This is a genomic window from Citrobacter sp. R56 (genome assembly GCF_016811995.1).
Taxonomy (GTDB): Bacteria; Pseudomonadota; Gammaproteobacteria; order Enterobacterales; family Enterobacteriaceae; genus Citrobacter_D; species Citrobacter_D enshiensis.
In genome coordinates this window covers 3171469-3185660 of the sequence record NZ_CP069159.1, presented here as the reverse complement: position 1 = coordinate 3185660, position 14192 = coordinate 3171469, and the positions used below count along the sequence as shown (strand labels likewise).

General features: G+C 50.8%; 13 protein-coding genes and 1 pseudogene. 5 read left to right on the top strand and 9 right to left on the bottom strand.

Translation table 11 applies throughout. The features are described from left to right. Positions 1 to 292 precede the first annotated feature (292 nt). Genes nagD through nagB form a run of 4 tightly spaced genes read right to left on the bottom strand, consistent with a single transcriptional unit; the run spans position 293 to position 4330 of the window. Positions 293 to 1045 (bottom strand): ribonucleotide monophosphatase NagD, encoded by a 753-nt coding sequence (gene nagD / locus JM656_RS15125; protein ID WP_192611555.1) that lies wholly within the window; start codon positions 1043 to 1045, stop codon positions 293 to 295. Positions 1046 to 1091: 46 nt separating this feature from the next. Further along, positions 1092 to 2312 (bottom strand): N-acetylglucosamine repressor, encoded by a 1221-nt coding sequence (locus JM656_RS15120; RefSeq protein ID WP_203358492.1) that lies wholly within the window; start codon positions 2310 to 2312, stop codon positions 1092 to 1094. Positions 2313 to 2320: 8 nt separating this feature from the next. After that, a complete protein-coding gene (gene nagA / locus JM656_RS15115) occupies positions 2321 to 3469 on the bottom strand; it encodes an N-acetylglucosamine-6-phosphate deacetylase (protein WP_203358491.1) in 1149 nt (382 codons plus the stop codon). 60 nt (positions 3470 to 3529) lie between these two features. Further along, positions 3530 to 4330, bottom strand: coding sequence for a glucosamine-6-phosphate deaminase (gene nagB / locus JM656_RS15110; RefSeq protein ID WP_203358490.1), 801 nt, complete (start codon positions 4328 to 4330; stop codon positions 3530 to 3532). Positions 4331 to 4643: 313 nt separating this feature from the next. Between nagB and nagE the strand changes: the two genes are divergently transcribed. From nagE to chiQ, 4 genes are all read left to right on the top strand, one after another. After that, on the top strand, positions 4644 to 6665 hold the full coding sequence (gene nagE, locus JM656_RS15105; protein WP_203358489.1) for an N-acetylglucosamine-specific PTS transporter subunit IIBC: 2022 nt from the start codon (positions 4644 to 4646) through the stop codon (positions 6663 to 6665). Between the two features lie 180 nt (positions 6666 to 6845). Next, the gene (gene glnS, locus JM656_RS15100; protein WP_203358488.1) at positions 6846 to 8510 is read left to right on the top strand and encodes a glutamine--tRNA ligase; all 1665 of its coding nucleotides are present in this window, start codon (positions 6846 to 6848) and stop codon (positions 8508 to 8510) included. A gap of 446 nt (positions 8511 to 8956) precedes the next feature. Then, positions 8957 to 10363 (top strand): chitoporin, encoded by a 1407-nt coding sequence (gene chiP / locus JM656_RS15095; RefSeq protein WP_203358487.1) that lies wholly within the window; start codon positions 8957 to 8959, stop codon positions 10361 to 10363. 49 nt (positions 10364 to 10412) lie between these two features. Further along, on the top strand, positions 10413 to 10745 hold the full coding sequence (chiQ, locus tag JM656_RS15090; protein ID WP_203358486.1) for a ChiQ/YbfN family lipoprotein: 333 nt from the start codon (positions 10413 to 10415) through the stop codon (positions 10743 to 10745). A 96-nt stretch (positions 10746 to 10841) separates the two neighbouring features. On the opposite strand, the gene fur is transcribed toward chiQ, so the two are convergent. From fur to ybfF, 5 genes and pseudogenes are all read right to left on the bottom strand, one after another. Further along, the gene (gene fur / locus JM656_RS15085; protein ID WP_203358485.1) at positions 10842 to 11288 is read right to left on the bottom strand and encodes a ferric iron uptake transcriptional regulator; all 447 of its coding nucleotides are present in this window, start codon (positions 11286 to 11288) and stop codon (positions 10842 to 10844) included. Then, positions 11281 to 11366 (bottom strand): annotated as a pseudogene (locus JM656_RS15080) (ryhB-regulated fur leader peptide). Before JM656_RS15080 ends, fur begins: the two are co-directional and overlap by 8 nt. A 209-nt stretch (positions 11367 to 11575) precedes the next feature. Further along, positions 11576 to 12106: a flavodoxin FldA gene (gene fldA / locus JM656_RS15075; RefSeq protein ID WP_167456047.1), complete on the bottom strand. Its 531-nt coding sequence runs from the start codon at positions 12104 to 12106 to the stop codon at positions 11576 to 11578. 150 nt (positions 12107 to 12256) lie between these two features. Next, positions 12257 to 12550: a LexA regulated protein gene (gene ybfE, locus JM656_RS15070; RefSeq protein ID WP_203358484.1), complete on the bottom strand. Its 294-nt coding sequence runs from the start codon at positions 12548 to 12550 to the stop codon at positions 12257 to 12259. Positions 12551 to 12678: 128 nt separating this feature from the next. Further along, positions 12679 to 13452, bottom strand: a complete 774-nt coding sequence (ybfF, locus tag JM656_RS15065) for an esterase (RefSeq protein ID WP_203358483.1) — start codon at positions 13450 to 13452, stop codon at positions 12679 to 12681. A gap of 184 nt (positions 13453 to 13636) precedes the next feature. On the opposite strand from ybfF, the gene seqA reads away from it, so the two are divergent. Continuing rightward, positions 13637 to 14182 (top strand): replication initiation negative regulator SeqA, encoded by a 546-nt coding sequence (gene seqA, locus JM656_RS15060; RefSeq protein WP_203358482.1) that lies wholly within the window; start codon positions 13637 to 13639, stop codon positions 14180 to 14182. The last annotated feature ends 10 nt before the right edge of the window (positions 14183 to 14192 follow it).

Genomic DNA, 14192 nt, shown 5'->3' with positions numbered 1-14192 from the left:
TCTCCGTTAATCTGTTGCGTGGTGCTTTTTGTGTTTGCTTGATTAAGAAAATGCAGCAAAGCAGGGGAGGGTGCAAGTGTATTGCCGGTCAGAAAAGAAAAAATGCAATAGGCATTGTGGATTAGTGAAAAAAGATTACGTGATGAGCGTGTTTATTGATGAATCGGCAATTTTATGGCGGTTTTATTAAATGGGACTTTGCCGGATAGCGGCGTAAACGCCTTATCCGGCTAACAGCGAAGTGCGAATCGTCGACCTGATAAGAAACGTGTTATCAGGCATGGCGTCGTTTTCAGATAACGTCGATCTCGGCCACGGAAGGGTAGATCCAGCTTGGTCTGAACGGCATGCTGTCGATATCGTCAAGCGTGGAGACGCCAGACAACACCAGAATCGTTTCGAGCCCCGCCTGGAAACCGGCAAGGATATCGGTACGCAGATTATCGCCGACAATGACCGTTTCTTCGGAATGTGCCTGCATTTTGTTTAACGCCGCACGGATGATCCACGGACTCGGTTTGCCCACATAAAACGGCTTGCGACCGGAGATTTTCTCAATACCCGCGCAGAGTGCGCCACAGGCCGGATAAAAACCGCGACCGTGGGTATCTGGGTTGGTGGCGATAAAGCGGGCACCATTGGCAACAAAGAAGGCCGCTTTATGCATCATTTCCCAGTTATAGGAACGGGTTTCACCGACGATCACGAAGTCCGGGTTAACGTCAGTGATGGTAAAGCCCGCTTTATACAATTCGTGAATCAGCGCGCCTTCACCCACTACGTAGGCTTTCTTGCCTTCCTGACGACGCAGGAAATCGGCTGTCGCCATTGCGGAAGTATAAAAGACGCTGTCAGGTACATTCACGCCTGCGGTGGCAAAGCGGTTCGCCAGGTCTTGTCCGGTTTGGGAGGGGTAATTGGTTAGCAGCACAAGTGGCAGGCCTTTTTCCAGAATACCCGTCAAAAATTCTGCCGCACCGGGTACGGCAATGTTGTCGTGCATTAGCACGCCGTCGATATCACAAATGACATTTTTGATGGTCATGAACTACCCAGGGAAATTGTTATGAATCCGATACTATAAAAGCGCATTAATTTTCCAGCAAATGTTGAAGCAAAATGCCGTTAAGCATGGCGCGTTTTACCAGCGCAAATGCGCCAATGGCGGAGCGGTGATCCAGCGTCGAACGCACAACGGGCAGATTTTTACGAAATGCTTTCAATGCTTGAGTGTTAATGCAGCTTTCAATCGCCGGCAGCAGGACTTTGTCGGCTTCGGTGATTTCGCCGGCAATAACAATTTTTTGCGGATTAAACAAGTTTATCGCAATGGCGATGGTTTTTCCCAGATGGCGGCCAACGTGCTCGATCACCTCTGCGGCCAGGCTATCGCCTTTATTGGCCGCCTTGCAGATGGTTTTGATGGTGCAGTCATCCAGCGGAACGCGGCTCTGATAGCCCTGTTTCAGCAAATTATGCACGCGATGTTCAATGGCGGCATTGGCGGCGATGGTTTCCAGACAGCCAAAGTTACCGCAGTGGCAGCGTTCACCGAGCGGTTCAACCTGAATGTGGCCGATTTCGCCGACATTACCATTACGACCAATAAAAATTCGGCCGTTGGAGATGATCCCCGCCCCGGTGCCGCGGTGTACGCGCACCAGAATAGAGTCTTCACAATCCTGGCTTGCGCCAAAATAGTGCTCAGCCAGCGCCAGGCTACGGATGTCATGGCCGACGAAACAGGTGACGTGAAAACGTTTTTCCAGCGCTTCAACCAGCCCCCAGTTTTCGACCTGAATATGGGGCATGTAGCGAATGACGCCGCTTTCAGGGTCGACAAGCCCCGGCAGGATCACCGAAATGGCGATCAGTTCGCGGATTTTACGCTGGCAGCTTTCAATAAAGGCCTCAATGGTATTGAGTAGGGCATACTCCAGCGTTTCCTGTGTACGTTCAGGGAGCGGGTAATGCTCTTCCGCCAGAACTTTACTGCTCAGATCGTAGAGCGTCAGGGTGGTGTCGTGACGACCCAGACGAACGCCAATCGCATGAAAGTGACGGGTTTCTGTGATGATAGAGATGGCGCGGCGGCCCCCGGTAGAGGCCTGCTGATCAACTTCTTTGATCAGCCCGCGTTCAATAAGTTGCCGCGTAATTTTCGTTACGCTGGCGGGGGCAAGCTGGCTTTGCTCGGCAATCTGAATTCGCGAGATGGGCCCATGCTGATCAATCAGGCGGTAAACGGCCGCACTGTTAAGCTGTTTTACGAGATCAACATTACCTATTTGAGCTTGTCCGCCAGGTGTCATACGTTTTCTTACTCAGTAACGACCTCGTTGCCATTAACGATGGTCTTGATGATTTTAAAGTCGTGTGTGAATGCGGTCAGGTTGGCCACTTTACCCGGTGCAATGCTGCCGAGCTGTTGGTCAACGCCAATCGCACGGGCAGGGTAGAGGGTCGCCATGCGCAGCACTTCATCGAGCGCGATACCGCAATGTTCGACCAGATTACGGACACCTTCAATCATGGTTAAAGATGAACCGCTCAGCGTACCGTTCTCATCCACACAGAGTCCATTGCGGTAGTATATTGTTTTACCAGCAAAAATGAACTGTTCAATGTCTGCGCCTGCCGGTGCTGTTGCATCTGTGACGAGGCAAAGTTTGTCGCCTTTCAGGCGTTTGGCATTGCGGATGTTGGCATAATCAACATGCAAGCCATCGGCGATCACCCCACAATAAATATCGGCTTCATCCAGAATCGCACCCGCCAGGCCTGGTTCACGACCCGTAATGTACGGCATGGCGTTAAACAGATGAGTGGCGAAGGTGATCCCCGCGCGGAAACCGGCTTTCGCTTCTTTCAACGTTGCGTTGGAATGCCCGGCAGAAACCACAATCCCCGCGTCTGCCAGTTTTGTGATCACTTCGGCAGGAACCATCTCTGGCGCCAGGGTGACTTTGGTGATGACGTCGGCATTATCGCACAGGAAATCAACCAGCGCAGCGTCAGGCTTGCGGACAAAACCCGGATTATGTGTCCCTTTTTTGACCAGGTTCAACCATGGGCCTTCAAGATGCAGACCTAATGCCTGATGCGGATATTTCGCCAGGTATTCACGCATGACGCGAACGCCCTGTTTCATCAGGTCATCACTGGTGGTGATAAGCGTTGGCAGATAGCTGGTGCAGCCAGAACGTTCATTGGCTTTTTGCATAATTTCCAGCGTTTCAACGGTCACCGCTTCTGCGGTATCGTTGAACTGCACACCGCCACAACCATTTAACTGTACGTCGATAAAACCGGGGGAGAGAATGGCCCCATTCAGCGAGCGTTGCTCGATCTCCGGCGGCAGTTCCGCCACTGGACAGACTCTTTCAATCAGGCCATTGGCGACAACAATCGCATGGTCATCAAGAATTTCGTGACCGGTAAAAATCCGGCCCTGGGTTAAAGCATACATTCCGACCCCCGATTTCAAAAAATACCGCCCTGCAACACGCTCGTCAGGGCGGGGATACTATTACAGACCTTTAATATTTTCGGCTTCTAACTCGTTGAAGTATTTCAGCGTCTTAACTTTCAGCTCCATGGTGGAAGGCTCATCGCACACCACAACGGCTTTCGGGTGCAGTTGCAGACAGCTGATGGTCCACATGTGGTTGACGTTGCCTTCTACCGCCGCCTGGAGCGCTTGCGCTTTCTGATGGCCCAGCACCAGAATCATCACTTCTTCTGCGTCAAGCAGCGTACCCACACCCACTGTCAGCGCGTATTTAGGCACCTGGCTGACATCGCCATCAAAGAAGCGAGAGTTTGCCACGCGAGTGTCATGGGTCAATGTTTTGATACGCGTGCGGGAAGCCAGAGAAGAGGCCGGTTCGTTAAACGCGATATGACCGTCGTTGCCTACGCCGCCCATAAACAGGTGGATTTTACCGTAAGAACGGATTTTTTCTTCATACTGACGACATTCAGCATCAATATCCGCTGCGTTACCGTTGAGAAGGTTGATGTTTTCTGCTGGAATATCAACGTGATCAAAGAAGTTACGGTGCATGAAGCTATGATAGCTCTCCGGGTGCTCTTTCGGAAGGCCAACATATTCGTCCATGTTGAACGTCACAACATGCTTGAAGCTGACCTGGCCCGCTTTGTGCATTTCAACTAATGCTTTATAGGCGGTCAATGGCGTGCCACCGGTAGGCAGACCCAAAACAAACGGACGATCCGCCGTCGGCTTGAATGCATTGATACGGTTAACGATGTGGCGAGCAGCCCATTTGCCGACTTGTTCAGCGGTATTCAGGGGGATCAGTCTCATTCTTCACCTCAAATGTATATGTAGACGTTGGCGGATTGAGTATGGGTACATAGTCAAGCGTAACCTGGTTTTGTATCAACAAGAGTCAATCCGTCTTGATTTTTTGAATGATAAAATAAGTTTTCGCAGTTAGCCAGTATAAGGGAGTGGTTTTAACGATATTTGGTGACTGGACTCACAAAAAACATGCTTTTAATTTGCGATACGAATTAAATTTTCACACACTCAGAATGCCAGTGAACCACTAAGATAGTGACACAATAAAAACACAGCTGAGAACGCGCCTTAAACGGGGTCTCATAGGGGGAATAAAGTGAGTATTCTAGGTTATTTACAAAAGGTTGGCCGCGCGCTTATGGTGCCGGTGGCCACGCTGCCTGCGGCAGCAATATTGATGGGTGTAGGTTACTGGATTGATCCCGTGGGTTGGGGTGGAGATAACGCGGTAGCGGCATTCTTCATTAAATCAGGTTCCGCAATCATCGATAACATGTCCGTACTGTTTGCGATTGGTGTCGCTTACGGTATGTCCAAAGATAAAGACGGTGCTGCGGCGCTGACCGGTTTTGTGGGTTTCCTTGTGTTGACCACGCTTTGTTCTCCGGCGGCGGTTGCGATGATTCAGAAGATCCCGGCGGACCAGGTTCCTGCCGCGTTCGGTAAAATCAGCAACCAGTTCGTGGGGATTCTGGTAGGTATCATCTCTGCTGAGCTGTACAACCGCTTCAGCGGCGTTGAGTTGCCGAAAGCGCTCTCCTTCTTCAGCGGCCGTCGTCTGGTGCCGATTCTGACCTCCTTCGTGATGATTATTGTTGCCTTCATCATGATGTTTATTTGGCCGATTATTTTCGACGGTCTGGTAAACTTCGGTGAACACATCCAGAAACTGGGTTCCGTTGGCGCGGGCGTCTACGCCTTCTTCAACCGCCTGCTGATTCCGGTGGGTCTGCACCACGCACTGAACTCCGTATTCTGGTTCGACGTGGCGGGCATTAACGACATTCCTAACTTCCTCGGCGGCGCGCAGTCTATTGACGCGGGCAAAGCGGTTGTGGGCATTACCGGTCGTTACCAGGCGGGCTTCTTCCCAATCATGATGTTCGGCCTGCCGGGTGCAGCGCTGGCTATCTACCACTGCGCGCGTCCTGAGAACAAGGCGAAAGTGCTGGGTATCATGATGGCGGGCGCATTCGCTGCGTTCTTCACCGGGATCACCGAGCCGCTGGAATTCTCCTTCATGTTCGTTGCACCGGTTCTGTATGTTATTCACGCCGTTCTGACCGGGATTTCTGTCTTCATCGCGGCCTCTATGCACTGGATTGCCGGCTTCGGTTTCAGTGCGGGTCTGGTGGATATGGTGCTTTCTTCCCGTAACCCGCTGGCGACGCACTGGTGGATGCTGATCCCGCAGGGTCTGGTCTTCTTCGCGATTTACTATGTGGTGTTCCGCTTTACTATCACCAAATTCAACCTGATGACTCCGGGTCGTGAGCTGGCGGTTGCCGGTAGCGAAGCCGATGGTCAGGACATGAATGTAAGCGCAGACAAAGACCAGGATGTTGCCGGTCTGGCGCGTCAGTATATTGCTGCGGTGGGTGGCTCTGACAACCTGACAGGTATCGATGCGTGTATCACTCGTCTGCGTCTGAATGTAAAAGACTCTTCGCTGGTGAACGAAGCGATGGCAAAACGCCTGGGGGCTTCTGGTGTGATTCGCCTGAACAAAACCAGCGTACAGATTATCGTTGGCTTTGTGGCTGAGAAAATCGCTAACGCCATGAAAACCACGGGTCCGGTCGCAGCAGCCTCTGCTGACGCAGCGCCAGCCGCGGCGGCTCCGGCAGCGAAACCGCAGGCCGTTCTGAATACAGTGACTATCGCTGAGCTGGTTTCCCCGGTTACCGGTGATGTTGTGGCACTTGATCAGGTTCCTGATGAAGCGTTCGCCAGTAAAGCCGTAGGCGATGGCGTAGCGGTAAAACCAACGGATAAAACCGTGGTTTCCCCGGCTGCGGGCACCATCGTGAAAATCTTCAACACCAACCACGCATTCTGCCTGGAAACAGAAAAAGGTGCGGAAATCGTTGTCCACATGGGTATCGATACTGTCGCGTTGGGTGGCCAGGGCTTCAAGCGTCTGGTGGAAGAGGGTGCCGAGGTCGTTGCAGGACAGCCGATTCTGGAAATGGATCTGGCGTACCTGAATGCGAATGCGCGCTCAATGATCAGTCCTGTCGTTTGCAGCAACATCGATGATTTTGGTGGGCTGGTTGTGAAGGCGGAAGGACACGTCGTTGCAGGTCAAACAGCGCTGTATGAGATTAAAGGCAAGTAATCGCTCCTGAGTAGAGTCTATGCCTTAAGCGGCGGGGGGAAACCTCCGCCGCTTTTTTTTGCAGCAATTGATCCCATAATGCCAGTCTGTTACGTATTTTAAGTAACTAAAGGTTGTCAGTCTGTCCGGCTTATAAGACCATATGCCGTTATACGTTGTTTACGCTTTGAGGAATCCACGATGAGTGAGGCTGAAGCCCGCCCGACTAACTTTATTCGTCAGATCATCGATGAAGATCTGGCCAGTGGTAAGCACACCACAGTTCATACCCGTTTCCCGCCGGAACCCAATGGTTACCTGCATATCGGTCACGCTAAGTCTATCTGCCTGAACTTTGGTATCGCGCAAGATTACCAGGGTCAATGCAACCTGCGTTTCGATGATACCAACCCGGTAAAAGAAGATATCGAATACGTAGAGTCCATTAAGAACGATGTGCAATGGTTGGGCTTCAACTGGTCTGGCGACATCTGCTACTCCTCAGATTACTTTGATCAGCTGTATGCGTACGCTGTGGAGCTTATCAACAAAGGCCTGGCCTATGTTGACGAATTGTCGGCTGATGAGATCCGCGAATACCGCGGCACGCTGACCGCGCCTGGCAAAAATAGCCCGTTCCGCGATCGCAGTGTAGAAGAGAACCTCGCGCTGTTTGAGAAAATGCGGGCTGGCGGTTTTGAAGAAGGTAAAGCGTGCCTGCGCGCCAAAATTGATATGGCGTCGCCGTTTATCGTCATGCGCGATCCGGTGCTGTATCGCATTAAATTTGCCGATCATCATCAGACGGGCAGCAAGTGGTGCATCTACCCGATGTACGACTTCACCCACTGCATCAGCGATGCGCTGGAAGGCATTACGCACTCCCTGTGTACGCTGGAGTTCCAGGACAACCGTCGCCTGTACGACTGGGTGCTGGACAACATCACGATCCCGGTTCACCCGCGCCAGTACGAATTCTCGCGCCTGAATCTGGAATATACCGTGATGTCCAAACGTAAGCTGAATCAGCTGGTGACGGAAAAGCACGTAGAAGGCTGGGATGACCCGCGTATGCCGACGATTTCCGGTCTGCGTCGCCGTGGTTACACAGCTGCCGCTATTCGGGAGTTTTGCAAACGCATTGGTATCACCAAGCAGGACAACACCATTGAGATGGCATCGCTGGAATCCTGCATCCGTGAAGATCTGAACGAAAACGCCCCGCGCGCAATGGCGGTTATCGACCCAGTAAAACTGGTTATCGAAAACTACCAGGGCGAAGGCGAAATGGTCACCATGCCTAACCATCCGAACAAACCGGAAATGGGCAGCCGTGAAGTTCCGTTCAGTGGCGAGATCTGGATCGATCGTGCTGACTTCCGCGAAGAAGCCAACAAGCAGTACAAACGTCTGGTGATGGGGAAAGAAGTCCGTTTGCGTAACGCTTACGTGATCAAAGCAGAGCGTGTAGAGAAAGATGCGGAAGGTAATATCACCACCATCTTCTGTACCTACGATGCAGACACCCTGAGCAAAGATCCGGCAGACGGGCGTAAAGTGAAAGGCGTTATTCACTGGGTGAGTGCTGCGCACGCATTGCCGGTTGAAATTCGTCTGTACGATCGCCTTTTCAGCGTACCGAACCCAGGCGCGGCGGAAGATTTCCTGTCCGCAATGAACCCGGATTCGCTGGTGATCAAACAGGGCTTTGCGGAGCCGTCTCTGAAAGATGCCGTGGCCGGTAAAGCGTATCAGTTCGAGCGCGAAGGTTACTTCTGCCTCGACAGCCGCTATGCAACGGCTGACAAACTGGTATTTAACCGTACTGTCGGTTTACGTGATACATGGGCTAAAGTCGGCGAATAAGCCGCACGACACCATCCCATCCGACTAACGCCGCGCTTCGCGGCGTTTTTTTTCGCTTAATTTCCGCGAGATCCTCTGTTTGCAGAGCGAATTAATTGCATCTAAAAAATAATTAATCCGATAAATGATTTTTTGATGAAAGTGCTAAGAAATTTGAGCGCGATTAAATTGAAGGCTGTAACCGTTTTCATCTTCATGGAAATCAACGGTATTTTTCATTTTGATGATAATTTTTCGCATTTGCTGAATATGTAACAAAAAGCAATGAAATATGTGCGGTCGCTCATATTATTACATACTGGTTACAGAAAGAGATTGATAATTCGCGTCGCGAAAAATAGTCTGTTCACTGTAGTCAATGAGGTTTTCTCAGCGCTATTTTTAATTTTTATTTTTAGCTGTTCGCCTTTGGCGGCAGCATTTTATACGTCAAAGAGGATTAACATATGCGTACGTTTAGTGGCAAACGTAGTACGCTGGCGCTGGCTATCGCCGGTATCACAGCAATGTCGGGTTGGATGGTTGCGCCGCAGGCAAGCGCCGCGGGCTTTATCGACGATTCGACCTTAACAGGCGGCATTTACTACTGGCAGCGTGAGCGTGACCGTAAAGACGTCACGGATGAAGACAAATACAAAACCAACCTTTCACACGCGACCTGGAACGCCAACCTGGATTTCCAGTCGGGTTATGCAGCGGATATGTTCGGTCTGGATATTGCGGCGTTTACCGCAATTGAAATGGCGGAAAGTGACGACAGCGGACACCCTAACGAAATTGCATTCTCGAAAAAAAATAAAGGCTATGACGAAGATTACTCTGGCGATAAGAGTGGTGTCAGCCTTTATAAAGCTGCTGCAAAATTTAAGTATGGCCCGACCTGGGCACGTGCCGGTTATATTCAGCCAACCGGACAGACACTGTTAGCGCCGCACTGGAGCTTTATGCCGGGTACCTATCAAGGGGCAGAAGCTGGAGCCAATTTTGACTATGGCGATGCGGGCGCGTTGAGCTTCTCCTACATGTGGGCCAACGAATATAAAGCGCCATGGCACATTGAAGTGGATAAATTCTACCAGGCTGATAAAAAGACCAAAGTCGATTACCTCCACTCCGTTGGCGCAAAATACGATTTCAAAAATGACCTTATACTTGAGGCTGCCTTTGGCCAGTCTGAAGGCTATGTCGATCAGTACTTTGCCAAAGCCAGCTACAAATTCGATCTGGGCGGGAATCCGTTTACCACCAGTTACCAGTTCTACGGCGCACGCGATAAAGTTGATGACCGCAGTGTGAACGACATCTATGACGGTACTGCATGGTTGCAGGCACTGACTTTCGGTTACAAAGTGGCGGAAGTGGTCGATCTGCGTCTGGAAGGAACCTGGGTTAAAGCGGACGGGCAGCAGGGCTACTTCTTGCAGCGTATGACACCGACCTACGCCTCCTCAAACGGTCGTCTGGATGTCTGGTGGGATAACCGTTCCGACTTTAACGCCAACGGCGAAAAAGCGGTCTTCTTCGGCGCGATGTATGACCTGAAGAATTGGAACCTGCCAGGTATGGCGCTGGGTGCGTCGTACGTTTACGCCTGGGATGCAAAACCGGCTACCTGGCAGAGCAACCCGGATGCGTTCTACGACAAAAACAAAACCATCGAAGAATCCTCCTACAGTCTTGATGCGGTTTATACCATGCAGGAAGGACGTGCCAAAGGCACCATGTTTAAACTGCACTTCACCGAGTATGACAACCACTCCAATATCCCGAGCTGGAGCGGTGGTTATGGCAACATCTTCCAGGATGAGCGTGACGTGAAGTTCATGGTTATCGCCCCATTCACTATTTTCTGATGCCAGTCGCGGCAGGGTATTTCTCTGCCGCATCGTTGAGGACCGTTGTATGAAAAAAATGTTACTCATCGCCATTATGGCGTCAGGTCTGGTGGCCTGCTCGCAATCTCCTGCACCTAAGGAAGATAGCCGCCTTAAAGAGGCATACAGCGCATGTATTAACACCGCGCAAGGTTCACCGGAAAAAATCGAAGCCTGCCAAAGCGTATTAAATGTGCTGAAAAAAGATGACCAGCATAAGCAGTTTGCTAACGAAGAGAGCGTGCGGGTACTGGATTACCAGCAATGCATTCAGGCTACACGCACGGGCAATGGTCAGGCGGTACAAGCCGATTGCGATAAAATCTGGAAAGAAATTCGCAGTAAAAATACAGTACAGTAAATGTACTTACCGGAAGGAAAAAAGACCTGCTTTGATAGCGGGTCTTTTTTATGGGTATAAAAAAGCCAACCGCGTGGTTGGCTCTTTGGGGGCATATTACTTTGCGTCGTGCGCGTGTTCGTCTTCGCGGCAATCGCCTTCAGCGCAGTGACCGTAAAGATAGAGGCTATGGTTGGTTAAACGAATACCATGCTTAGTCGCAATTTCACGTTGACGCGCTTCGATAGAATCATCGCTGAACTCAATTACTTTGCCACAATCGAGGCAAATAAGATGATCATGATGATGCTGTTGAGTCAGTTCAAAAACGGACTTACCGCCTTCAAAATTGTGGCGGGTCACGATACCGGCGTCATCGAACTGGTTCAGCACGCGATACACGGTCGCCAGACCAATCTCTTCACCCATGTCGATCAGACGTTTATACAAATCTTCCGCACTGACGTGATGGTTTTCCGGTCCCTGAAGAACTTCCAGAATTTTTAAACGAGGAAGCGTTACTTTCAGGCCAGCCTTCTTTAATGCGGTATTGTTGTCAGTCATGCGGAATCTGTCCTGTTGCTAAACGATTCACTTCATTAAAGAAGTGACAGAAATTGCACTTGAGAGAATGCGTATCATTATAGAACTGCCATGTCTAAATGAAAACTGCAAGCCTCGGGCAAATATTATTAATCAAAACGTGGTACTGCCAACAATCACACTGTGCAATACCAGAATAACACCCGAACATTGTACAGGGATGGGCAGGAAAGTTACAAATTTGTAGCAATTATTTTAATTGGTTTTATCTATTGATGCGGCGCAGAAGGTTTCTGCGCCGCACGAAATCAGGCGTTGATGATTTCGTCGAGATGCAGTTCGGCAGAAATCTGTTTAACCCATTTTTCAACGCGCTCAGCGGTCAATTCCGGCTGACGGTCTTCGTCGATAGCCAGACCGACAAAATGATCGTCATCAGCAAGACCTTTGGAAGCTTCGAAGTGATAGCCAGCGGTTGGCCAGTGACCTACGATGGTCGCGCCGCGCGGTTCGATAATATCGCGGATGGTGCCCAGCGCATCACAGAAGTATTCTGCGTAGTCTTCCTGATCGCCGCAACCAAACAGAGCCACCAGTTTACCATTGAAATCAATGTCTTCGAGGGTAGGGAAGAAGTCATCCCAGTCGCACTGTGCTTCACCGTAGTACCAGGTCGGAATACCTAACAGCAGAATGTCATACCCTTCCAGGTCTTCTTTACTGCTTTTCGCAATGTCATGAACATCGGCAACGTCTTTACCAAGCTGTTTTTGAATCATTTTTGCGATATTTTCGGTATTACCGGTGTCGCTGCCGAAAAAGATGCCAGTGATTGCCATGAGTAAAATAACCTCTTGAAACTTATTGAAATGGTGGTGGCGTATTGCCCACGGATAAGGGCAATCATAGCAGATCAGTCAGGCATGCGGAAACAGCAAACACGCAGGACTGCACTCTGTGCTACACGATTTATGATTTAGAGCAGAAATTCAGACAGACCCCTGGCCACGCAGCGAGATAAGCTGGTTTGTCAGCATCTCTTCAATGAGCTCACTACGGCTCATATTGCGTGCTTCCGCCAGTTCATTCAGCGCATCCACGGCATCAGCATTCAGCTTCAGTTCGACACGCTTAAGCCCACGAACCTTGTCGCGTTTAAGCTGATTACGCTTATTAATGCGTAGCTGTTCATCACGCGAAAGCGGATTGGTTTTGGGTCGTCCCGGGCGACGCTCGTGCGCGAACAGATCTAATGTCGTACGGTCCGTTTGTTCTTTGGCCATGATTTTGGTGACTTCGGGGAAACAATCAGCCAGGCGTATGCCCGGATGGATAGCGCGCCATCATACATCAGCGAGTGAGGCACGCCAACGTCCACGCACGTAATCGCGCGCGGACGCTGAGTTTTTAATCAGTTAGCCTTATCCGCCAGATACCGGCGTATCGCGCGCAGCACGGCATCCGGTTTTTCTGCATGCACCCAATGGCCGGCGCCCGCAATCACATGCGCCCGGGCCTGAGGAAATTGGGTCAGTAAATCGTGACGATAGGCCTCGGTGACGTAAGGCGAATTACCGCCAGGGATGAACAGCGCCGGATGATCCCAGGCGGGAATGGTTTCCCACCCTACGATATGTGGGTACTGCTCCCACAATACGGGCACATTAAAGCGCCACTCGCCATCGACATACGACTTTAACAGGAACTGGATAACCCCTTCTTCCTGGAGGTGCTGACGCATGACGGCTGCCGCCTGCTGGCGTGTCTGCGCGTCAGATTCGGTCACCGCGTTGATTGCAGCAAAGATCTCATCGTGGCGGCGCACGTGATAATCAACCGGCGCAATATCAATCGCCACCAGTTGATCAATACGATCCGGGGCCAGTGCGGTCAGCGCCATAACGGCTTTTCCGCCCATTGAGTGACCAATAAAGGTGGCTTTTTCGATACTCGCGGCGTCCAGAGTATCCAGCAGATCCTGCGCCATCGCCGGGTAATTCATCTCCGGTGAACGGGGAGAAAGACCGTGGTTTCGCATATCAACCTGGATGATGTCGTGATCCTCTACAAGATCGCGCGCCAGTATGCCGAGGTTATCAAGGCTACCAAACAAGCCGTGAACAAGGACGATGGGAGAATTATTGTGCAGCTTTTGTGCAGATTGCGCTCGGATGTTCAATTTCATGGCAAAGTTCTTTTTTTCGCTCTGTCGGGTTAGGGTATTATGTTGACCATTCTGCCACGGGGCTGCAACAACTACGGTTTACTCCGAGTTTTTCTGACAGCCTGGCTTGACGCTATCCGCTGTTGGGATTTGCTCCTATAATCCCAACGACTTGTATTCAGATAAGACACCGCACTGGATTAAGATGAAAACGATTGAAGTTGATGATGAACTCTATAGCTATATTGCCAGCCACACCAAGCATATCGGCGAGAGCGCATCCGACATTTTACGGCGTATGTTGAAATTTTCCGCCGCATCACAGCCTGTCACTCCGGCGGCGAAAGAGGTGCGCATAGCGCAACCCGCTATCGTTGAAGCGAAGCCGGTCAACCCCGTAAAAGATAAAGTGCGCGCCATGCGTGAACTTCTGCTTTCCGATGAATATGCAGAGCAGAAGAAAGCGGTAAATCGCTTTATGTTGGTACTGTCTACACTTTACTCACTGGATCACAACGCGTTTGCTGAGGCGACGGATTCGTTGCACGGCCGTACGCGCGTATACTTTGCGGCAGACGAGCAGACTCTGCTGAAAAATGGTAATCAAACCAAGCCGAAACACGTGCCAGGCACGCCGTATTGGGTGATCACCAACACCAACACCGGCCGTAAATGCAGCATGATTGAACACATCATGCAATCAATGCAATTCCCGGCGGAATTGATTGAAAAGGTTTGCGGAACAATCTAAACGTTGCATT

Coding starts and splice junctions, on each gene's coding strand:
- nagA (WP_203358491.1), bottom strand. CDS start 3,469: ATGTATGCTTTAACCCAGGGCCGGATTTTTACCGGTCACGAAATTCTT.
- glnS (WP_203358488.1), top strand. CDS start 6,846: ATGAGTGAGGCTGAAGCCCGCCCGACTAACTTTATTCGTCAGATCATC.
- nagB (WP_203358490.1), bottom strand. CDS start 4,330: ATGAGACTGATCCCCCTGAATACCGCTGAACAAGTCGGCAAATGGGCT.
- JM656_RS15120 (WP_203358492.1), bottom strand. CDS start 2,312: ATGACACCTGGCGGACAAGCTCAAATAGGTAATGTTGATCTCGTAAAA.
- ybfE (WP_203358484.1), bottom strand. CDS start 12,550: ATGGCCAAAGAACAAACGGACCGTACGACATTAGATCTGTTCGCGCAC.
- chiP (WP_203358487.1), top strand. CDS start 8,957: ATGCGTACGTTTAGTGGCAAACGTAGTACGCTGGCGCTGGCTATCGCC.
- seqA (WP_203358482.1), top strand. CDS start 13,637: ATGAAAACGATTGAAGTTGATGATGAACTCTATAGCTATATTGCCAGC.
- ybfF (WP_203358483.1), bottom strand. CDS start 13,452: ATGAAATTGAACATCCGAGCGCAATCTGCACAAAAGCTGCACAATAAT.
- fur (WP_203358485.1), bottom strand. CDS start 11,288: ATGACTGACAACAATACCGCATTAAAGAAGGCTGGCCTGAAAGTAACG.
- chiQ (WP_203358486.1), top strand. CDS start 10,413: ATGAAAAAAATGTTACTCATCGCCATTATGGCGTCAGGTCTGGTGGCC.
- fldA (WP_167456047.1), bottom strand. CDS start 12,106: ATGGCAATCACTGGCATCTTTTTCGGCAGCGACACCGGTAATACCGAA.
- nagD (WP_192611555.1), bottom strand. CDS start 1,045: ATGACCATCAAAAATGTCATTTGTGATATCGACGGCGTGCTAATGCAC.